This window comes from Streptomyces sp. NPDC006544, from assembly GCF_040611715.1.
Lineage (GTDB): Bacteria > Actinomycetota > Actinomycetes > Streptomycetales > Streptomycetaceae > Streptomyces.
Map to the genome: position 1 here is coordinate 112192 of NZ_JBEXOV010000007.1, position 20847 is coordinate 133038.

The following is a 20847-nucleotide window of genomic DNA, read 5'->3' on the forward strand; positions in this document are numbered from 1 at the left end:
GGTGTGCGCCGCTTGGGTGGGTCGGTGGTCGGTCGTCGTACGGGTCGGTCGTCCTACGGGTCGTACGGGTCCTGCGGTGTGGGACGGCTGCCCCGGGGCCCGAGGCGGACGGCGAAGGAGCCGCCGGAGCCGGAAGCCGGCGCGGGCGTCCGTCAGACGCCGACCACGACCGGCGGGGCCTCGATCGGCCCCATGCGCTGGACCCGCCATCCGGCGGTCACCAGCCGCTGCGCCATGTTTCCCGCGGTGCCGCGGGCGACCATCAGCTCGACGAGGCCGCTCTCGCCGCCGGGCGAGTGGTCGATGGTCATGTCCTCGATGTTCACGTCGAGTTCGGCGGCGCTCGCGAGGAGCCGGGCGAGTTCGCCGGGCTGGTCCCCGATCAGGACCCGGACCGGCGCGCAGGCGGGCACCGGGTGCCCGTGCTTGCCGGGGATGCGGTCGCGGCCGGTGATGCCGCGGCCCAGCAGGTCGGCCAGGAGCGTGGTGCCCTGGGCCCGTTCGTCGGCGTCGTCGGTGGCGAGGCCCCGCAGGGCGGCCACGGTGACCTGGAGGTCCTCGGCGAGTTCGGTCAGCACGTCTGCGACCGCGGTGGCGTTGGACTCCAGGATGTCGCTCCACAGCCGGGGGTCTCCCCCGGCGATCCGGGTCACGTCGCGCAGTCCCTGGCCGGCGAGGCGGCAGGCGTCCTCCGGGAGGTGCTGGAGACGGGCGGCCATCAGCGAGGCGACGACGTGCGGGGTGTGCGAGACGCGGGCCACGGCCCGGTCGTGCACGTCGCTGTCCATCACCACGGGCACCGCTCCGCACAGGGAGACCATCATCAGCGCCATGTTGAGCGCTTCCCGGCCCGTGTCGGCCGTGGGGGTCAGGACCCAGGATCGGCCCTCGAAGAGGGTGGCGCAGGCGGCCAGCGGGCCGGAGCGTTCACGGCCGGCCATGGGGTGGCCGCCGATGAAGGTGACGGGGTCGGCTCCGGCGGCGAGGACCCCGATCTCCGGCTCGGTCTTGACGCTGGCGACGTCGGTGTACGAGCGGGCGAGGGCGAGCTTCTGCTGGGCGGCGAGCACCGTGCCGACCTGGGCCGGCGGGACGGCCAGTACGGCCAGGTCCACGGTGTTCTTCGGGGCGCCGACGATGCCGGCGCCGAGGGAGGCCGCGGTCCGGGCCGCCGAGTCGTTCTCGTCGATCAGGTGGACGGCCACTCCCCGCCGGGACAGGGCCAGGGCGATCGAGGTTCCGATGAGCCCCGTCCCCACCACGGCGGCGGAGCGGATCATCTGCGTTCTCCGGCGACCGCGAGGTCGCGCCGCAGTGCCGCGGCGCCGCCCAGGTAGACGTGCTTGATCTCGCGCTTCGACAGTTCCGTCTCGGCGTACGCGAGGATCCGCACCACGCGGGGCAGGGACCCGGCGATGTCCAGTTCCTGCGCGCACATCATCGGCACGTCGGTGACGCCCAGTTCGCGGGCGGCCACCGCCGGGAACTCGCTGACCAGGTCCGGGGTCGCCGTGAAGAACAGGCTGACCAGGTCGTCCTGGTCGAGCCCGTTGGCGGCGAGCATCTCCTGGAACAGCGCGCGGACCCCGTCCAGCAGGTGCGCCCGCTCGTCGACTTCCAGCTGGATGGCACCGCGCATGGCACGCACGGACATGGTCTTCTCCCTAGGGCTGAGGACGGTACGTCGATCGGTCGCGCGGGTTCAGGCCGCGGCGGCGACGGCTTCGCGGCGGGCCGCGGCAGCCGTTCCCGCGCGGTCCCGGTACAGCTCGGCGACCTGGAAGGCCAGGTCGAGCGACTGCTTGCGGTTCAGCCGGGGGTCGCACGCGGACTCGTAGCGCCGCCCGAGGTCGGCGAGCCGGACCTCGGCGCCGCCGCCCACGCACTCGGTGACGTCGTCGCCGGTCAGCTCGATGTGGATGCCGCCGGGGTGCGTGCCGAGCGCGTGGTGGACCTCGAAGAAGCCGGTGACCTCGTCGAGCACGTCGTCGAAGTGGCGGGTCTTGTGGCCGCTGGGGGCCTCGAAGGTGTTGCCGTGCATCGGGTCGCAGATCCACGCGGGGCGGGCGCCCTCGGCGGTGACCTTGGCGACGAGCTCGGGCAGGATCTCGCGGACGTTGCGGGCGCCCATGCGGCTGATGAAGGTGAGGCGGCCGGGCTCGCGGTCGGGGTCGAGCTTGTCGATGAGGGCGAGGGCCTCGTCGGCCGAAGTCGTGGGGCCGAGCTTGACGCCGATGGGGTTGCGTACCTTGGAGGCGAACTCGACGTGGGCGCCGTCCAGTTGACGGGTTCGCTCGCCGATCCAGATCATGTGTCCGGAGACGTCGTACAGCTCGCCGGTACGGGCGTCGCGGCGGGTGAGGGCGGACTCGTAGTCCAGCAGCAGTGCCTCGTGGCTCGCGAAGATCTCGGAGGAGTGGACCGCGGCCGGGTCGGCGCCGCAGGCCGCGAGGAAGGTGAGGGCGTCGTCGATGTCGCCGGCGAGGCGCTCGTAGCGCTCTCCTACCGGGGAGGCGGCGACGAAGTCGCGGTTCCACTCGTGGACCTGGCGCAGGTCGGCGTATCCGCCCGTGGTGAAGGCCCGGACGAGGTTCAGGGTGGCGGCGGAGGAGTGGTACATCCGCTTGAGCCGCTCGGGGTCGGGGGTGCGGGACTCGGGGGTGAAGGCGAGCCCGTTGACCGAGTCGCCGCGGTAGACGGGCAGTTCGACGCCGCCCTGGACCTCGGTGGGCTTGGAGCGGGGCTTGGAGTACTGCCCGGCGATCCGGCCGATCTTCACCACGGGCACGGAGCTGGCGTAGGTGAGGACGGCGGCCATCTGGAGCAGGGTGCGGACCTTGTCGCGGACCTGGTCGGAGCTGACCGCGTCGAAGGTCTCCGCGCAGTCCCCGCCCTGGAGGACGAAGGCCTCGCCGCGGGCGACGTCGGCGAGCCGGTCGCGCAGGCGGTCGCACTCCCCGGCGAAGACGAGGGGCGGGTAGGAGGCCAGGTCGTCGAGCGCGGAGCGCAGGGCGACGGGGTCGGGGTAGGTCGGCTGCTGGGCGGCGGGCAGCAGCTTCCAGGAGTCGGCGGCCGTGGCGTGCGTGGCGAGGGTCATGGTGGCTGGGCCTCGATCGGTTTCGGTGGAAAGGGAAGAGGTGTGGGCCTGTCGCCGCCCGGACGGCGGCCCGGGGCGCCGGGGGGCCGTACGACCGTGCGGTCGTGCGGTCCCCCGGCAGGCAGTCCGTCGACGGTGCCTGTCCCGGACCGGATCAGACCGGCTCGGGTACCGCCACGGGTTCGGCCGCGGGGGCCTGGGCCTCGGACTCCGGGCCGGCGGCCTGGTGGCCCTTGGTGAGGCTGAAGAAGAGCAGTCCGCCGACGCCGAGGATGGCGATGACGATGCCCATCGGCACGGCGCTGTCCTCGCCGGCGAGGCCGACGAGCGGGACCACGGCCGCGCCGATCAGGTGCTGGGACAGGCCCAGCAGCGCGGCGGCCGAACCGGCCACGTCACCGTGGTCCTGGAGGGCCAGCGCGAAGGAGTTCGGCAGGACGAGGCCGACGCTGGAGACGACCAGGAACAGCGCGACGAGCAGCGGGGCCAGACCGGCGTCGGTGAGGACGACGGCCAGCAGCGCGAGGCCGCCGACCGCCGAGACGGTCAGACCGGTCGCGAGCAGGGCGCGCGGGCCGGTCCTGTGCACGATGCGGCCGCTGACCTGCGCGGCGACGACGAGGCCGAGGGCGTTGACCGCGAAGACGGCGCTGAAGCCCTGCGGGGACATCCCGTGGATGGACTGGAGCACGAAGGTCGAGCCCGAGATGTACGCGAACATCGCGGCGAACGCGAAGCCGCAGGCCAGGTTGTAGCCGACGAACACCCGGTCGGTGAGCAGCCGGCGGAAGACCGGGCCGGTGGCCTTGAGGCCGCCGCGCACGCGCCGTTCGGCGGGGTGCGTCTCCGGCAGGCCGCCCGCGACGCCGAGGAGCATCGCGGCGCCGATGACGGAGAGGGCGACGAAGATGCCCTTCCAGGAGGTGAGCAGCATCAGCTGTCCGCCGAGGACGGGGGCCAGGATCGGCGCGATGCCGGTGATCAGCATCAGCATGGCGAAGAACCGGGCCGCCGCGGGTCCGGTGTGCCGGTCGCGGACGATCGCGGAGGCGATGACGATGCCGGTGGCACCGCCGAGGCCCTGCAGGGCGCGCAGCCCGACGAGGGTCCAGATGTTGGGGGCCACGGCGCACAGCAGCGCGGTGACGGCGAACAGCGCGAGGCCGGCGATGAGCGGGCGGCGGCGGCCGAGCGCGTCACTGACCGGGCCGGCGATGAGCTGGCCGATGCCGAGGCCGAGCAGGCACGCGGTGAGGCTGAGCTGGGCGGCCGAGGCGCTCGTCGAGAGGTCTTCGGCGATCTGCGGGAGGCCCGGCAGGTACGCGTCGTTGGACAGCGGTCCGAGTGCGGTGAGCGCTCCGAGGATGATGGCGAAACGGGCGAGCCCGGCGCCCTTCGGTGTCGCGGATGAGGTCATGACTGGGATCCCCTCCGGGGGAAAGCGGATCGGTGGCGGATCAGTAGGCGACGGTGATGCGGGACTGGACGGCGTCGCCGCGCTCGAGCACGTCGGCGAAGGCGACGGCGTAGTCCTCGATGCTGATGCGGCTCTTGCCCTCGGCGTCGACGAGGAGCTGCTCGCCGCCGACCCGGTAGGCGCCGGTGCGCTCGCCGGGCTCGATCTGGGCGGCCGGGGAGATGAACGTCCAGTCCAGGGCGTCGGCCTGGCGGTAGAGGCCGAGGGCCTCGGTCTGGGCGAGCGCGTTCTGCTTCCAGACGGCCGGGAAGTTCGGGTTGTCGATGACCTTGACGCCCGGGGCGACCTCGAGGCTGCCGGCGCCGCCGAGGACCACGACGCGGCGCACGCCACTACGGGTCAGACCCTCGATGAGTGCGTGGGCCGCACCCACGATGATCTTGTGGTCGTCGTCCACGCCGAGCTTGGGGCCGACGGCCGAGGCGACCGCGTCGTAGCCCTGCGCGGACAGTTCGGCGACGGTGTCGGCACTGGTGGCGTCTCCGGCGACCACGGTCAGGCCTTCGTGGCCGTTGCCCGCGATGTCGCCCGTACGGGTCACGCCGGTGACGGAGTGGCCGCGGGAGAGCAGTTCACCGGCGATGGCGCTGCCGATGTGGCCGCTGGCGCCGAACAGCAGGATTTTCATGGTGGTGTGCCTTTTCTCTTCGGGTGGTTCTTCGCGGGGTGACGTGCGGTCCTTCGGGCGTCGACCCGGGCTCTCCGGCTAGTCCTCTTCGAGGAAGTCGGGCTGCTCGCGGATGATTTCGTCCCAGAGCAGCTGGAAGCTGAACCAGCCCAGCTGCTCGTTGCCGAAGCCGTCCCCCGCGGCCACGGCCTGCTCGTGGGTGAAGCTCTTGGGCGTGCCGGCCGCCAGCGCGAGCAGCTGCACCTGGGCGCAGCTGTCGTAGGTGAAGAACCAGTGGACGGCTTCGTCCAGCGAGCCGCCGACGGTGATCAGGCCGTGGTGGCGCAGCAGGATCGCGCGGTTGTCTCCGAGCTTCTCGGCGATGTCGCGGCCCAGTTCGGCGGAGACCGAGGGGCCCTCGTACTCCTCGTAGAGGACCTGGCGGTTGTAGAAGGCGGCCGACTCCTGGTCGATGGGGTCCAGCAGACGGCCCAGGGCGCCGAGCGCGCGGGAGTGCGCGGTGTGGCCGTGGGCGGCGGCCGTGGCGCCGGGCTGCATCTCGTGGATCGCGGAGTGGATGACGAAGGCGCTGGGGTTGACCCGGTGCTTGCCCTCCACGACGTTGCCGCCCGAGTCGACGCAGATCAGGTCGGCGACGCGGACCAGGTTGAAGGAGACCCCGAAGGGGTTCACCCAGAACCGGTCCTCGTGCTCCGGGTCCCGGACCGAGATGTGGCCCGAGATGCCTTCACCGAAGCCGTACTTGCCGAACAGCCGCAGCGCGGCGGCGAGCCGCTGCTTGCGGTGGCGGCGGGTCTCCTCGTGGGTGGCGAAGACCGGCTCGCTGGGGATGGGCAGGCCGGTGTGGGTGTCCGCCAGGTAGGCGGGCCGGTCGGTCTCGGTGACGCTCATGCTCGGGGGTCCTCATCTCCGGATCGTGTTCCGGTGGCGGTACGGGCGGCGGGACGGCGGCCGGGGGTCGGGTGCGGCCGTGCGGGTACGGCCGTGCGGGTACGGCGCGTACGGGCGGGGGCGGGCGCGGCGGCGTACGGGCGCGGGTGTCGCGGGCGCACCCGCTCAGACCGTGAGCAGGACCTCCTCGGCCTCGTGGCTCGCGGCGGTGACGGTCTCGGAGTGCTGCAGGACCGCGTTGACGATGTCCTGGCTGCGGTCGACCAGCGAGGGGATGCCGAAGGTGAAGAAGAGCGAGCCGGCGGCGATGTTCCCGAGTCCGTACAGGCGCGGGTCCGGCCGGCCGTTGGTGGTCAGCTGGCTGGTCGGACGCGCTATGTGCAGGCCGCCGTGGGGGTGGCGGCTGGCGACGCGGTTGCGCATCAGCGAGGTGACCAGGGGGGCGGCGCTGGTGGGGATGCGCCCCTCGGAGGCGTTCACCGCGCTGATGACGCGGTCCGCGGTGAAGTTGTGGCCTTCGGCGGTGACGACGTCGAAGCCCGCCTCCGGGTTCGGCGTGATGTTCTGCAGACCGGCGACGATCTCCAGTTTCCCCGCCTCGACGAGCTCGAGGAGGACTCCGGCGCTGCCGGGCGGCATGGGGCAGCACAGGCTCATGATCGTGCGGTAGTGGGCGCGCAGCAGCTGGACCTTGTCCTGTTCCCGCAGCATCGGCCAGACGTCGGGGCCGGTCTCCGGGACGGCGCGCTGCAGGATCCGCAGGCCCATGTGCGGGGAGTCGACCTCTTCGATCTGCCGGCGCAGCCGGTCGACCGGGTCCTCCAGGTCGACCCGGATGATCTCCGAGACGACCGCGTCGAGGTCGGCGCCCACGTCGCGGAACTCGGCCCGCATGATGGTGGCGATGTCCTCCAGGCTGACCTCGGGGTGGTCCGCGGCCAGTGCCTCCATGCGGTGCGGGGTGAAGTGCCGCAGCTCGAAGGGGACCGCCTTCTGCCGTACGCCGGGCAGGACGCCGCGGCGGGACAGGAGGCTGATCCTGCCCTGGTGGCCCTGGGCGGCCAGGGACAGGATGATGTCGATGGCGGTCAGGCCGCTGCCGATGATCGCGACGTGGTCCTGCTCGCCGACGTCCGCCAGCTTGTCGACGATCGGGTACGGGTCCCCGGTGAAGCCGGGTGTGTCGCCGAGACCGTAGACGTCCTTGGGGCTGTCCCCGCCGACGCACAGGACTGCGTAGTCGAAGGCGCGGGCGCGGCCGTTGCCGGTCCGCAGCAGCACCCGGTTGGCGGCGCGGCTGGCGGAGGCGACTCCTTCGCCGACGAGGTCGACGCGCCAGCCCTGGCGGCGCAGTTCGCCGAGCGCGGCGTACGCGGTCTGCTCCAGGTACTCGCCGTAGACGGTCCGGGGCGCGAAGCGGCTCCCGGACCAGCGGTCGACGCCGGTGCGGACCCCTATGACCTTGTCCCGCGTCTCCAGCCACTTCTCGAAGTGGTGGAGGTCGCCCGCACGCACGGACATGTCATCGGGGGTCGCGTTGACCTTGAGGGTCTCGGTGTCGACCTGGTAGGCACGACCGCGCCACAGGTGCGGTGACGGTTCGAAGACCGTGAGGCTGCCTGGTTCGCTCCGTGTCCGGGACAACGCGTCGATCAAGCAGACAGCAGCCGCGCCTCCTCCGACGATACCGATCGAGAATCCACGGGACATGTGTCAGTCACCTATCAATTCGTGGAAGGCGCTGGGTCGTCGTGCGCCGGCCTTGCTGTCCGCGATCACGGGGCCCTTCCTCGCCTACTCCGGGGATTCAGTGGTGGCCGCCGGCCGCCCCCGGTGCGGCGGGGGCGGGCCGGTCGGCCGGTGGGACGGTGCGCCGACTCAGGCGGCGGAGTTCTTGAAGTTCTTCATCGAGACGGTGTAGTCACCGCGGTTGGCGCGGTAGTCGATGCAGTACTCCTGGGGGTACCAGCCGCCGAGCTGCCACTGCTGCGGCTGCTTGATGGGCCAGCACCGGCTCGGGTTGACCCCGGCGGCGATGCCTTCGAACCAGGCCTTGGTGATCATCGGCTCGAGGAAGCTGATCTTCGCGTCGTAGGCGCCGTAGATGAAGGTCTGGGTGAAGGCGACGGAGCTCCACTCGGGCGAGTTGAGGTCGATGAGGTGGTTGCCCATCGCCGCCTCGGCGACGCCGTTGTCCTTGTAGTCCTGGGGCATGTACTGCGGGGCGACCGGCTTGGTGGCCGTCGCGTAGTCGTCGCAGTTGATGGCCAGGCCGCAGGGGCCGCTGCGGATCGCGTCGCGCTCCGCCTTGGACTGCGTGTAGAAGTGGAAGTCGAAGTGCGGGGTGTCGTAGATGTGCTCGGGGCCGTGACCCATCGGGTTGTAGTTCACCAGGGCCCACTTGAGCGGCATGCCGGGCAGCGAGGTGAGCTGCGAGGGCAGGTCCAGCGGACGCTCGTGGCCGCCGACGCACTCGGTGTGCTGGTCGACCGTGCCGTCGCCGTTCACGTCGTAGCAGTGGTGGCCGTCGGTCATGCTGGTCGGCAGGCCGGTCAGCATGGACTTGGGGAAGACGATGCCGACGGTCTGCGGCTTGGAGCCGCTGACCTGCGCGTAGGTCCGCACCGTGCCGTTGCCCAGCGCGCTCGGGGTGCCGTACGAAGCGCACGGGCCGGCGTAGGAGGGTGTCTGCGTGAGCAGGACGTCCGCGGCCCACTCGGCGACCTTGACGATGCGCTCGCGGGTCGGGGCGTCCTCGGTGACCAGACAGACGGTCACCGAGCCCGAGGTGCGGGCCGCGGCCTCCGGGGTGGTGACCGTGGCCTGGGCCGGGAGGCTGGGCCAGATCATCAGCGTCAGGGCGGATATCGCCAGGGCCGCTCCGAGGAGCGCCCTCCAGCTCAGCAACTTCTTCGCGCGCACGTCACACCTGTTCCAGTTCGAATCTGTGGAAGCCGCCCTGAAGGAAGATCAGGGGGGACTGGGTCTCGCGGGCACCCATGGCGACGACTTCGCCGATGACCATCACGTGGTCACCCGCGACGATGTGGTCGCGCAGGCTGCACTCCATCCAGGCCGCCGCGTCGAACAGCAGCGTTCCGGTGGCCTCGCCCGGGGCGCCGGGCAGCTCGGTCAGCGCCTGGTCGCGCTCGGGCCGGCGGCGCGCGAACGCACGGGCGGTGGACTCGCCCTCGGCGCCCAGGATCGAGATCCCGACGACGCCGGTCCGCAGCAGCTCGGCGAAGAACTCCGAGTCGTGGCGGAAGCTCAGCGACACCAGCGGCGGGTCCAGGGAGACGGAGGTGAGCGAGTTGACGGTGATCGCGTTGTGGGTGCGCACGCCGCCCTGGTCGGAGTACGTGCTGACGACGCAGACCCCGGTGGCGAAGGAACGCATCACATCGCGCAGGTCGTGGTTCAAGGCCGGGCCTCTCTGCTGGGCGCGGACGGGTGCGCGCGGCGCGGTGGCCGCGCGCACCCGCCCGTACGGGGGCTGACGGGTCAGTTCTCCTGGGCCCAGCGGCCGCGGGTCCAGCCGTCGAGGTCGTAGTCGTCCATGGCCTTCTGGACCAGGTCGCCGTAGTTGTCGAGGAGACCCGCGCCGCGGGACCAGTTCAGGGTGTCGAGGCGCACCTGGTCGGGACCGCCGGCGTAGTTGAGCTCGTACAGCTCGTGGCGGGCGCCGAACTCCGTGCCGATCGCGTCCCAGGCCAGCTTGAAGAGCTTGGTGCGCTCCTCGGCGGTGGCGCCGGTGCCGCGGTAGTAGCGGTCGAGCAGCGGGCGCAGTTCGGGGTTCTGCAGGTCCTTGCCGCTGGAGGGGGTCATCAGCAGCGCGCCCGCGAGGTGCTCCTCGAAGAAGCGGTGCGTGCGCTCCCAGCTGATCGGGGCGAGCGCCCGGTAGCCGGCCGAGTAGTCCATGCGCGGCAGTACGGTGCCGGCCGGGCCGGCCTCCGGGTCCAGGGCCATGGCGCTGGTGACGGCCCAGGTCTGGTGGCGCCAGGCCAGCAGCTCGCCGAGGCCGGCCTGGACGCCGCGGAAGCCGTCGGTGCCGTTGATGCGCGTGCCGCGGTCGAGGACGCCCGCCATGAACTCGAGCTTGACCGACATGCGGATCGCGCCCTGGAAGAAGCCGCGGGAGAGCAGGCCGGAGCGCGGGAAGTACTGGTGGATCTTCTCGGTGTCCCGGTAGATCAGGACGTTCTCCCACGGGATGAACGCCTTGTCGAAGACCAGGACCGCGTCGTTCTCGTCGAACCGGCTGGAGAGGGGGTTGTCGAACGGGCTGGTGGCCTTGCCCTCGTAGGAGGTGCGGCAGACGACCTTCATGCCCGGGGTGTTCAGCGGTGCCATGAAGGCCAGCGCCATGTCGTCGGCCTTGCCGGCTTCCAGGTTGGCGAGGTGGATCTGGCCGACGAAGGCGACGTTGGTCAGCGCCGAGGCGGTGGCCATGAGCTTGGCGCCCTCGACGACGATGCCGTCCTCGCGCTCCTCGACGACCTTGAGGTAGACGTCGCGGATCTCGTGCGCCGACTTGTTGCGGTCGACCGGCGGGTTGACGATCGCGTGGCTGATCGAGAGGCCCTGGCGGGCGTACTTCTCGTACCAGGCGCGGGCGTTGTCGCCGAAGGGCTCGTAGAAGTCGTGGGTGACGGCGAGGCCGGCCATGAACGACGCCTTGTAGTCCGGCGTGCGGTTCATGAAGCCGTAGCTCAGGCGGGCCCAGTGCTCGATGGCGTCGCGCGCCTTGAGGAGCTCCTCGGGCGAGTGGGCCGGGGTGAAGAAGCGGTGGACGCGGTAACCCGTGTACCGGTCGACCGTCGTCATCAGGTCCTTGGTCTCCGGGTGGTGGAGCGCGTCGTACAGGTGCGCCGTCGACCGCGCGGCCATGGCGAAGGCCGGGTGCGTCGTCACGTCCTTGACCAGCTCGCCGTTCACGAAGACCTGACGGCCGTCACGCAGGCTCTCCAGGTAGGAGTCGCCCGTCATGAGGTCGCACGGAGCCTCGGCCGACTGATCCACTATCGGGACCTGACCCATTTTGTGTTCCTCTCCAGGGGTAATACACGCGACCACTGCGGGGCGCACAGTTCGATTGATCCGAGCGTAGGCTCGGGTTCCGATCTGCTCTTGCGGGGCCGCGCACGAACAATTGCCCATTCACGCCAACTCGCGGCCTGGTCACGTCGTTGACGTTTTGTCAGCAGGCATGCGGATATCGCCCGCTCCCTGGTCGTTCTGGGTCCGGGCGCGAATCACGCACTGCGGAATGATGAATTCCTAAAGGCCTGAAATGACACCGGCCCGTCCGCGCATCCGGTGAATACGGATGCACGGACGGGCCGTACGAAAAGGGAATTGAATAAACCGTTCGGCGGTCGGTCAGGCGGCCGGACGGGTACCGCCGGCGGAGGCCGCGTCGATGCACGCCGCTTCGGCGATCAGGATGATCTTCTCGGCGTGCGGCAGCAGTCGCGTGCCCGCCTCGGTGAGTTCCACCCGGCCACCGGCGCGGTGGAAGAGCGGTGCCCCGATGTACTCCTCGAGGTTCTTGATGTGCGCGGTCACGCTGGGCTGCGAGTAGTGGAGGTTCCGGGCGGCACGAGTGAAGCTCATCTCGGCGGCCACTTCGCGGAACGAGCGTAGCTGCTGGAACTGCACGGCAGGGGCTCCCTTCTGCGAGGCTTCACGCCTCGGAGACAAGAAACATACCACGCCGCAGGTATAACTGAAGGGGGTCGCGCACCTGTTCATTCGTACGACATCCTGCGCACATACCTGTGGCCATGCCCTCAAAAGAGGACATGGCCACGGGTCAGCCGCTGCTTCGTGGTTGACAGCGGGTCTTGCGGGGTGGACTAGTCGGACATCTCCATCGGCGAGAGGAGGTCCCGGGCTATCTGGGGGAGGAGCCGGTCGATCAGCAGGCCGGTGCGCGGGGACCCGTCGGCCGCCCGCGGGATCGCGTCCACGGCCACCGCGTGCGAGAGCACCCACGGCAGGCGACGCTCACAAGCGGCCAGCGCCGCCTGCCGGCCGCCCGCCTCCTGCTCCTCCTCGGGGAGCGGCACGAAGGCCACCACCAGCGTTTCGCCCACCTCGGGCAGCCGGGTGCGCATCACGGCGACGTCCTGGACGCAGGGCAGGTCGAGGAGTTCGAGTTCGAGCGCGTAGAAGGCCGTCTCGAAGTCCTCCACCAGCACGTCGTCGTAGGGCTGGTCGTCGTAGGAGGGCAGGTTCACGCGGACATCTCCTGTTGCATCGACTGCTCAAGCTGCAGGTTCAGAGTGATGATGGGGAGCACCGCGTCGAGCAGGTCACCGGTACGGATGCGGCCGGTCGGGCTGTACGGGATGGTGTCGACCGCGATGACGTGCGCGGGCAGCGAGGGGACCCGGCGGGCACAGGCCGCGCCGAGCGCCTGGTAGCCGGTGGCCTCGCGGCCCACGGCCACCGCGATGAACGGCACCACGATCGCGTCGCCCAGTACCGCGCTGCTGACCCGCATGACGGCGGTGTCGCGCAGGCACGGCAGGTTGAGCAGGTCCGACTCCAGCCGGAACAGCTCGGTGTCCACCGCCGAGTCGCGGACCACCACGGGCACGTCGGTGACCCGTCCGGTGACCACCAGGCGGCCGGTCTCGTCCACGTACCCGGCCTCGTCGGTGACCAGGAAGCGCTGCTCGCCGGCGCCGAGGTCCAGGGCGGCCGTGTGCGTCTCTCCGTCCAGGTAGCCGTCCATGACCTGGTGGCCCGCGAAGGCGAGCCGCCCCGTCTCGCCCTGCTCCAGCGGCCGCCCGTCCGCGCCGAGGACGGCGACGGTGGTGCCGAGCGTGGTGTGACCCGACCGCGGCGGCGACACGAGGAGCTCCTCGGGGCCCATGACGGCGCTCAGCCCGGTCTCCGCGCTGCCGAGCGCGGTGTGCAGCACCGGGCCCAGGCGCTCCCAGGCCGTGTTGACGGTCCAGCGGCCCAGGTGGGCACCCGGGGTGAGCAGGAACCGCAGGTGCCGGGTGCGCGGCGAGGGCTCGGCGGTCTCCGGCAGCGCGAGCAGCGCGTGCAGGGTGGAGGGGGTGATCACGCCGGAGGTGACGCGCTCGTCGACCAGCAGGGCGCTCAGTTCCTGGGGGCCGACGCCGTCCGCGAGCACCACGGTGGCGCCGACGCCGAGCATCGTGCGGGTCAGGGCGAGCGCCGTGGACTGGGCCGGCGGCGCGGAGGCCAGGTGGACGTCGTCCCGGTTGAGGCCGAACTCGTCGACCAGGTCGACGAGGTGGCGGCCCTCGGTGGGGGTGCGGCGCACGGCGATCCGGGCGGGCCCGTCGCCGCGCGAGCCGACCGCGAAGGACTCGTAGGGGCGCGGGGCGGGCAGGGTGCGCAGCGGTTCGGCCGAGGTCAGGCGGTCGAAGTTCAGCGGCTGGTGCGCGGTGGGGGCCACCTGCGCGCCGGGAGCCGACACCCCGTCCAGGAGGACGTGGAGGGCCTGCGGGCCGCTCGGCCAGACGAGCCGGTCGAGGGTGGCGCGGTGGTCCGAGGTCACGAAGACGACGGCCGGCTCGAGCCAGGTGAGCACCTGGCCCAGGTCGTCGGCGCCGCTGTCCGGGTCGAGCCCGGTGCAGGAGACGCCGAGCGTGGCGCAGGCGCTCATCGCGGTGGCGAGCTGCCAGCTGTTGCCCGCGAGGAAGACCGCGCGGACCGGGCCGTCCCCGGCGGGCAGGTGCTCGGAGAGCCCGGCCGCCGTCCGCTCCACGGTCTCGGCGAACTGGCCCCAGGTCAGCCGCACCTGGCCGTCGACCAAGGCATCACGTGTCACGCCACCCGCCGCGTGCCGGCGGATGTCATCGAGCTTGATCATGTGGGTTCTCCGTGGTCGGTCAAGAGCCTCGTCTGTGGCTCGGGGCCGCGACCATGGAAACAAACCTGCAAGAAGGTAGGCAACCGTCATCGGAAGTTCTGATATCGAGGCCTGCCATGCCATGTCGGACTCGTACGGGCCTCGCACGGGGCTCGTAGGGCCCGCACGGGGCTCCGGACGGCCCCCGACATGCCTCTGCCGGGCGTCGATGACGCCCGGCAGTCGGACATGCGCCGCCCGGTGCGCGGCGGCCGGCGTCACCGGGGGCTACGCCGTGGCCGCCATCTGGTCCGGCGTCGCGCCGCGGGCTTCCTTCTTCGGCTCGGCCCTCTTCGGCTCGGCCTTCCCGGGCTCCGTCTTCGTGGACTCCGCCTGCGCTTCGGCCTGTGCTTCGGCCTGCGCTTCGGCCTGCTCGGCGCGGATCCGCTCGAAGTCCGCCCTGACCCGCTCGGCCCGGCCGGGGGCCATGTCCAGCTGGGCCAGGACTCCCGGCAGCGCGATGATCGGAAGGATGTGCTTGAGCAGGACCGAGGTGCGCACTTCCAGGTCGGACCAGTCGGCGAGCACCTCGGACAGCACCTGGATACCGGTGAAGGCGCCGACGAAGAGCTCGGCGACCGAGTCCACGTCCACGTGTGCGTGAAGCTCGCCGCAGTCCTTGGCCTGGCTCAACGCGAAGCGGTTGTGCTCGATCCAGTCCCGGTACGGGCGCAGGCGGTCCTGATGGTGGGCACCCCGCTCCAGCGAGAGCCTCAGGCTGCCCTGCACCACGGGATCACCGTGGATCTGGGCGGCGAAGAGCATGCCCGCGTCGATCATTTCCTGGAGCCGGGTGCTGCGGGGCACGAGCGGATAGCCGACCTCGTCGATCTGGCTGGCCAGCACGGCCTGGGCGAGTTCTTCCTTGCCCTTGAAGTAGTAGTAGAAAGCGCCCTTGGTCAGGCCGAGCCGCTGGTAGACGTCAGCGATGGTGGCCCCGTTGAAGCCCTTCTCCGCGAACACGGCACCAGCTGCCTCGACGATGAGCCGCCGGGTTCGTCGGGATTGCTCCTTCTGGGTCACGCTCGCTCCCTTCTTGATGTGTGGCGGTCGACGGTCCCACTTGACGAAGGCACCGAGCATGTCACTGAAAACAGCCGTTGCAAATTATACCAGGCAGCACGTATCTTGCGGCGGCCGGGACTTCACCAGCCCGGCTGCGAAAGAGAGTTAGGTCCCGAGGGGGGAACCATGACAATCAGTACAGACATAGGTGTGACCACCCATAGACAGCCCGCCCGGATCGCACAGTCCGGGCCGCCGACCGTGCCCAGTTGGCTCGTACACCGTCCGACCACCTCAGACGTGTTCTTGTCGGACTGGGAGAAAACGGGCACGGATCGTTTCGCCGTCACGCTGCGCTGGCCGGAAAAGCATCCGTTCCATACCGCACTGCACGGTTTACAACCCCCCACCCTGATCGCGGAGACCATCCGCCAAGCAGGCATGCTCATCGCCCACGCCGAATTCGGCGTCCCGGTCGGTTACCACTTCCTGATGTCCGACCTGAACTACACGATCGAGCCCGGACTCCTCGACGCCGACGACCGCTCACCGGTCCGGATCGACGTCACCTGCTCCGCGGTGAGGCTCCGGGGCAGCCGGCTCTCCGGAATGACCTGCCACATGGTCCTCGTCCGGGACGGCCGGGTCATCGCCACCGGCGACGGCAGCCTCACCTGCACCTCTCCCGCGGCCTACCGCCGACTGCGCGGCGCGTACGCGGACGCCGGCCCGGTCCACTCGGTGCCCGACCCGGTGCACCCCGCCCTCGTCGGGCGAACCGTCCCCGACGACGTCCTGCTGGCCCCCACGAAGGACCCCAGCTGCTGGACCCTGCGGGCGCCGACCACCAACACGACCCTGTTCGCGCGCCCCAACGACCACGTCCCGGGGATGGTCCTGATGGAGGCCGTCCACCAGGCCGCCTTCGCCTTCGTGGACCGCACAAGGCTGTATCCCACTTCGCTCCGTCTCCGGTTCGAGCGCTACGCGGAGTTCGACGCGCCCTGTCTCATCCAGGCACAGGCCGTCAGCAGGACGCGGAGCGAGGCGCTTTCGCCGAGCGACACGATTTCCCTGCGGATCACGGGACACCAGTCGGGCCGCCGGGTCTTCCTCGCCGTGCTCGAGGGACTTCCGGTTTCCTCCTGATCTCCGCTCCTTTTCCTCAGAAAAGCGGAATCCGTTCTGCCGATCCAGCAGGCGAGACGCCCACAGAGCGAAGTGGCGGCCGGAGCACCGGCATGCCAGCCTGTGGCCTCGCAGACCCATCCACACCACACACCGGAGGAGGGATACTCCCGTGAGCAGGCAGTGCCCGTTCGTCATCGATCCCCTCGGCCAGGACATCCACGGGGAGATCAAGGAGATCCGGTCCCGGGGCCGCGCCGTCAAGGTCGTGCTTCCCGGAGGCGTGGAGGCCTGGTCGGTCACCGACTACGCCCTCGTCAAGCGCCTCCTCACGGACCCCCGGGTCTCGAAGGACGCCTACCGGCACTGGCCGGCGTGGATCGACGGCGAGGTCACCGAGAAGTGGCCGCTCGCCATCTGGGTCTCGGTACAGAACATGGTCACCGCTTACGGCGAGGAGCATGCCCGCCTGCGCAAGCCCGTGGCCCGCGAGTTCACCACTCGCCGGGTCGCGGCGCTGCGGCCGCGCGTCGAGGAGATCGCCTCCGGTCTGCTGGACCGCCTCGAACGGGTGCCCGCCGGCGAGCCGGTGGACCTCCGCGAGGAGTTCGCACACGTCCTGCCGCACCAGGTCGTGTGCGAACTGTTCGGCATACCCGCCGACGCACGGCAGCGACTGCAGGAGATCATCGCGAACTTCTTCGCCACCTCGGCCACCGCCGAGGACGCGATGGCCAACGGGATCGCCCTCTACCAGACCATGACCGAGCTGGTCGCCCACAAGAGGGAGAACCCCTCCGACGACCTGACCTCGGCGCTCATCACCGAGTGCGACTCGGGCTCGTCGCAGATGAGCGAGAAGGAGCTCCTCGACAATCTCATCCTCCTCTTCACCGCCGGGTACGAGACGACGGTGAACCTCATCGACAGTGCCGTCGCCCGTTTGCTCTCGCACCCCGAGCAGCTCGCGCTCGTACTCTCCGGCGAGGCCTCGTGGCAGGACGCGATCGACGAGACCCTGCGCGTGGACCCGCCCGGCGCGCACAGCATCCTGCGCTACGCCGTCGAGACGATCGAGATCGACGACGACGTGAGGATCCCTCAGGGCGACGCGATCGTCATCTGTTTCGCGGGTGCGGGACGCGATCCCCTGCACCACGGAGCGGACGCGGACGTCTTCGACGTCACCCGCGCCACCCGCGGCGACCACGTGTCCTTCGGCTACGGGGCGCACTACTGCCTCGGCGTGACGCTGGCCCGCATGGAGGTGGCCATCGCCCTGTCGTCCCTGTTCGCGCGGTTCCCGGAGATCTCCCTGGCCGTACCGGCCGAGGCCCTCCTGCCGAAGTACTCCTTCGTCTCGAACGGCCACCTCTCGCTGCCCGTGCTGCTGGGCACTCCCCAGGGAGGCTGATTTCGGCCACCGAGGCCGATCCGGCCGGGCCGGCGCGCGAAGACTTGCCGTCATGACGAAAGGTTTCGACATGACGGCGAACAGCGGACTCCTGACGGGCAAGCGCGCCCTGATCACCGGCGCGAGCAGCGGCATCGGGGCGGCCGCGGCCCGGGTGTTCTGCGAGAACGGGGCCTCGGTGCTGCTGATCGCCCGACGCGAGGCCGAACTGGCGGCCATCACAAAAGAGTTGACCGAAAAGGGCTTCACCGCCGCCTACGCGGTCACGGACGTCTCGCGCACCGAGGAGGTCAAGCGTGCGGTGGACCGGGCGGTGGAGCTCTTCGGCGGGCTGGACATCGCCTTCAACAACGCGGGCGCGGGGGCCGTTCCCGCGCCGCTGCACCTCATGGAGGACGCGGACTTCGAGGCCGTCATGGCCACCAACGTCCTCGGCACCTGGAACTGCATGAAGCACGAGATCGCCGCGATGCTCGCGCACGGCGGCGCGATCGTGAACAACAGCAGCGTCGCCGGACTCGTCAACACCCCGGCGGCCGCCCCTTACATCGCCTCCAAGCACGCGGTCATCGGCCTCACGAAGGCCGCCGTGGAGTACGCCGCCCAGGGCATCCGCGTCAACGCCATCGCGCCCGGCACCACGCGCAGCGAGATGATGGGTCAGTGGTTCGACCTGAATCCGGGCCTGGAGCAGCAGCTGCACACGATGGCCCCGCTGCCGCGCACGGCGGACCCTCGCGAGATCGCGTACGCGGCCGCCTGGCTGCTCAGCGACCAGGCGTCCTTCGTGGTCGGCGCGACCGTACCGGTGGACGGCGGCTGGACGGCACGCTGACGGCCGCCCGAAGCCACCGAGGGAGACCGGTGCCGCCGACGTCGTGGCGTCGTCGACGGCGTTAACGGCGTTAACGCCGTTAACGGCCCGCGCACCGTGTCGACTCGACGCCCACCTGCTCTGACCTGCACCGTCCGGGGATGCGAAGAACGAGATCACGCCATTACCGGAATCTGTGTCTCCCGCCCGACGTGCGGAAACACCTGCCCGCCCCGAGCGGTCCTCTGCCATCGGCCGAAAAGGGCTCAGTAAAGTACGGTGATCGTTTTATTTGTCGCGGACATCGGGGGAACTCATGGCAAATACCCAGCAGGACAGCGCAGTTCGGAGATCCGGCGTGATCGTCCTGACGGGGGCCACGGGTTTCATCGGCTCCGCCGCCCTGGAGGACCTGGTCCGCCGGCCGGGCGTCCGCGTACGCGCCCTCGCCCGCACCCCCGGTGCGGCGCGCGAAGGCGTGGAGTGGGTGCGCGCCGACCTGGCCGATCCCGCCTCGCTGCGCGGGGTCTGCGAGGACGCGACCGCGCTGGTGCACCTGGCCTCCTTCATCGGGCCGGACGAGGAACGCTGCCGCACGGTCAACGTCGAGGGCGGCGCCGCCCTCCTGGACGAGGCCGCGCGGGCGGGCATCAAACGCGTGATCCACCTGTCCACCGCCGCGGTCTACGGGCTCCGCCCGCACCGCGGGATCGAGGTCGACGAGATCCCCACGGACCCGGCGTCACCCGCGAGCCGCACCCGACTGGAGGCGGAAGCCCCGGTACTGGCCGCCGGCGGGGTCGTCCTGCGGCCCGGCCTGGTCCTCGGCGCCGGAGACCGCTGGGTGGTGCCGGCCCTGGCCGAGCTCCTCGGCCGGGTCCCGGCCCGCTGGGACGGCGGCGGCGCGCTGCTCTCCGTCGTGGACGTCGCCGAGCTGGCCCGGCTGATCGGCGCCCTCGCCTCGGCCGCGGACCCGGTGCCCGGCGGGATCTACCACGCCAGCCACCCCGCCCCCGTGACCACCGGGGCCCTCACGCGGGCACTGACCTCCCACGGGGTGCTGCCGGCGGTGACCCAGGACTGGCCGTGGGAACGCTGCCTGGAAGAACTGCGCGCGCACCCGGGCCGGGTGACCGAGCGCCAGTTCAGCCTTCTGGCCCGCGACTACTGCCAGAGCAGCGAACCCGTCTGGCGCCTCGCCGGCGTCCGCCCGGAGGCCGACCCCCTGGCCTTCCTCGCCACCGCGTCCTCCTGGTACCGCGAGCACCTCGCACGGGCCTGACCGCAGAGCGCAGCCGAACGGCGCCCCGGCACCCGGGCCCCGGCGCCCGGGACCGGCAGCTCCCGTGGCCCCGGGAACCGGGCCCGCCGGTCCGGCGTCGTCGTAGCGTGCGGCACCGCGCGAGGACGCCGGAACGGAACGAGGACGCCCCCATGGCTCACCCTGACACGGACACGGCCCCCGCACCGGGTTCCGGACCGGGACCCGGCCCCGGATCCGGGGCCGGGGCCGGGGAGGGGGCCGGATCCGGGCGGCCGCGCCGCCTCCGCCTTCCCGGCAGCCCGGTCCACCGGATCACCGCTCTCGCCGTGCTCGTCGCCGCGCTGCTCGCCTTCCACTCCGCCGTCCCCCCCACCATCGGCCACCCCGGCAGCCTCCTGGAGACCTTCCTCCCCTGGCTCGGCCTCGCCGTCCCCCTGCTCCTCGGCCTCGCGCTGCTGCGCCGCTCCGCCGTCGCCGCGCTCGCGCTGCTGCTCCCCGCGGCCGCCTGGCTCGGTCAGTTCGGCGGCCTCCTCCTGCCCGCCGGGCCCGGGGTCGGCAGCGAGGGAGGCGGCCGGACCGACGTCGTCGCCGTCCAGCACAACGTCGGCGACGACAATCCCGACCCGGGCGGGACCGCCCGCGCCCTCGCCGCCACCCGCGCCGACCTGATCGCCCTCGAGGAGCTGACCCCCACCGCCCTCCCCGCCTTCACCACCGCCCTCGCCGCCGACTACCCCCACCACGCCACCCACGGCACGGTCGGACTCTGGTCGAAGTACCCACTCACCGACGTACGGCCCGTGGACATCAGGCCGGCCGGCCTGGGCCCGGACTGGAACCGCGCCCTGCGCGCGAGCGCCGCCACCCCGCGCGGACCCGTGGCCGTGTACGTCGCCCACCTGCCCTCGCTGCGCCTCGGCCCCTCCGGGTTCGGCTCCGGCCGGCGCGACGAGAGCGCCGTCCTGCTCGGGGCCGTGCTCGCCGCGGAGCCCGCCGAGCGGGTCGTCCTGCTCGGTGACCTCAACAGCACCGTCGACGACCGCGGTCTGGACCCGGTCCGCGCGGCCGGGCTCAATCCGCCCGCGTCGGGCTTCGCGTTCAGCTGGCCCGCGTCCTTCCCGCTGGCCCGGATCGACCAGGTCCTGGCCCGCTCGGGCACGGTCACCGGCATCCGCGCGCTGCCCGCCACCCGCAGCGACCATCTGCCCGTCCGTGCGGTCATCCGGTTCGGTTAACGT

At 71.3% G+C, this 20847-nt stretch carries 19 protein-coding genes; 5 read left to right on the top strand and 14 right to left on the bottom strand.

All coding sequences use genetic code 11. The features are described from left to right. Positions 1–152: 152 nt before the first annotated feature. From ABZY44_RS05750 to ABZY44_RS05815, 14 genes are all read right to left on the bottom strand, one after another. A complete protein-coding gene (locus tag ABZY44_RS05750) occupies positions 153–1280 on the bottom strand; it encodes a prephenate dehydrogenase (protein ID WP_356650330.1) in 1128 nt (375 codons plus the stop codon). Continuing rightward, positions 1277–1654: a chorismate mutase gene (aroH, locus tag ABZY44_RS05755; RefSeq protein WP_356650331.1), complete on the bottom strand. Its 378-nt coding sequence runs from the start codon at positions 1652–1654 to the stop codon at positions 1277–1279. Before aroH ends, ABZY44_RS05750 begins: the two co-directional genes overlap by 4 nt. 48 nt (positions 1655–1702) lie before the next feature. Further along, positions 1703–3097 (bottom strand): class II 3-deoxy-7-phosphoheptulonate synthase, encoded by a 1395-nt coding sequence (locus tag ABZY44_RS05760; RefSeq protein ID WP_356650332.1) that lies wholly within the window; start codon positions 3095–3097, stop codon positions 1703–1705. Positions 3098–3251: 154 nt separating this feature from the next. Beyond that, positions 3252–4514 (bottom strand): multidrug effflux MFS transporter, encoded by a 1263-nt coding sequence (locus ABZY44_RS05765; protein ID WP_356650333.1) that lies wholly within the window; start codon positions 4512–4514, stop codon positions 3252–3254. Positions 4515–4554: 40 nt separating this feature from the next. Continuing rightward, positions 4555–5202, bottom strand: coding sequence for an NAD(P)H-binding protein (locus ABZY44_RS05770; protein WP_356650334.1), 648 nt, complete (start codon positions 5200–5202; stop codon positions 4555–4557). 78 nt (positions 5203–5280) lie between these two features. After that, positions 5281–6093, bottom strand: coding sequence for a class II aldolase/adducin family protein (locus tag ABZY44_RS05775; RefSeq protein ID WP_356650335.1), 813 nt, complete (start codon positions 6091–6093; stop codon positions 5281–5283). A gap of 165 nt (positions 6094–6258) precedes the next feature. Continuing rightward, positions 6259–7803 (bottom strand): FAD/NAD(P)-binding protein, encoded by a 1545-nt coding sequence (locus tag ABZY44_RS05780; RefSeq protein ID WP_356650336.1) that lies wholly within the window; start codon positions 7801–7803, stop codon positions 6259–6261. A 168-nt stretch (positions 7804–7971) separates the two neighbouring features. Continuing rightward, on the bottom strand, positions 7972–9015 hold the full coding sequence (locus tag ABZY44_RS05785; RefSeq protein ID WP_356650337.1) for a hypothetical protein: 1044 nt from the start codon (positions 9013–9015) through the stop codon (positions 7972–7974). Position 9016: 1 nt separating this feature from the next. Beyond that, the gene (locus tag ABZY44_RS05790; RefSeq protein WP_356650338.1) at positions 9017–9514 is read right to left on the bottom strand and encodes a flavin reductase family protein; all 498 of its coding nucleotides are present in this window, start codon (positions 9512–9514) and stop codon (positions 9017–9019) included. An 80-nt stretch (positions 9515–9594) separates the two neighbouring features. Further along, a complete protein-coding gene (locus ABZY44_RS05795) occupies positions 9595–11130 on the bottom strand; it encodes a 4-hydroxyphenylacetate 3-hydroxylase family protein (RefSeq protein WP_356650339.1) in 1536 nt (511 codons plus the stop codon). A 342-nt stretch (positions 11131–11472) separates the two neighbouring features. After that, a complete protein-coding gene (locus tag ABZY44_RS05800; protein ID WP_356650340.1) occupies positions 11473–11751 on the bottom strand; it encodes a LysR family transcriptional regulator in 279 nt (92 codons plus the stop codon). Positions 11752–11948: 197 nt separating this feature from the next. Continuing rightward, the gene (locus ABZY44_RS05805; protein ID WP_356650341.1) at positions 11949–12332 is read right to left on the bottom strand and encodes a hypothetical protein; all 384 of its coding nucleotides are present in this window, start codon (positions 12330–12332) and stop codon (positions 11949–11951) included. Further along, positions 12329–13945 carry a class I adenylate-forming enzyme family protein gene (locus ABZY44_RS05810; RefSeq protein ID WP_356650342.1) on the bottom strand — a complete coding sequence of 539 codons (1617 nt, stop codon included), beginning with the start codon at positions 13943–13945 and terminating at the stop codon, positions 12329–12331. Before ABZY44_RS05810 ends, ABZY44_RS05805 begins: the two co-directional genes overlap by 4 nt. A gap of 267 nt (positions 13946–14212) precedes the next feature. After that, the gene (locus tag ABZY44_RS05815) at positions 14213–15007 is read right to left on the bottom strand and encodes a ScbR family autoregulator-binding transcription factor (protein ID WP_356650343.1); all 795 of its coding nucleotides are present in this window, start codon (positions 15005–15007) and stop codon (positions 14213–14215) included. A gap of 168 nt (positions 15008–15175) precedes the next feature. Here ABZY44_RS05815 and ABZY44_RS05820 point away from each other — a divergent pair, with 168 nt between their 5' ends. The 5 genes from ABZY44_RS05820 (at position 15176) to ABZY44_RS05840 (ending at position 20844) form a co-directional block, all read left to right on the top strand. Further along, positions 15176–16138 carry a ScbA/BarX family gamma-butyrolactone biosynthesis protein gene (locus tag ABZY44_RS05820; protein ID WP_356650344.1) on the top strand — a complete coding sequence of 321 codons (963 nt, stop codon included), beginning with the start codon at positions 15176–15178 and terminating at the stop codon, positions 16136–16138. 151 nt (positions 16139–16289) lie between these two features. Continuing rightward, positions 16290–17531 carry a cytochrome P450 gene (locus tag ABZY44_RS05825; protein WP_356650345.1) on the top strand — a complete coding sequence of 414 codons (1242 nt, stop codon included), beginning with the start codon at positions 16290–16292 and terminating at the stop codon, positions 17529–17531. Between the two features lie 52 nt (positions 17532–17583). Then, positions 17584–18366 carry an SDR family oxidoreductase gene (locus ABZY44_RS05830; RefSeq protein ID WP_356650346.1) on the top strand — a complete coding sequence of 261 codons (783 nt, stop codon included), beginning with the start codon at positions 17584–17586 and terminating at the stop codon, positions 18364–18366. 337 nt (positions 18367–18703) lie between these two features. Further along, positions 18704–19627 (top strand): NAD-dependent epimerase/dehydratase family protein, encoded by a 924-nt coding sequence (locus ABZY44_RS05835; protein ID WP_356650347.1) that lies wholly within the window; start codon positions 18704–18706, stop codon positions 19625–19627. A gap of 152 nt (positions 19628–19779) precedes the next feature. Continuing rightward, the gene (locus tag ABZY44_RS05840) at positions 19780–20844 is read left to right on the top strand and encodes an endonuclease/exonuclease/phosphatase family protein (RefSeq protein ID WP_356650348.1); all 1065 of its coding nucleotides are present in this window, start codon (positions 19780–19782) and stop codon (positions 20842–20844) included. The last annotated feature ends 3 nt before the right edge of the window (positions 20845–20847 follow it).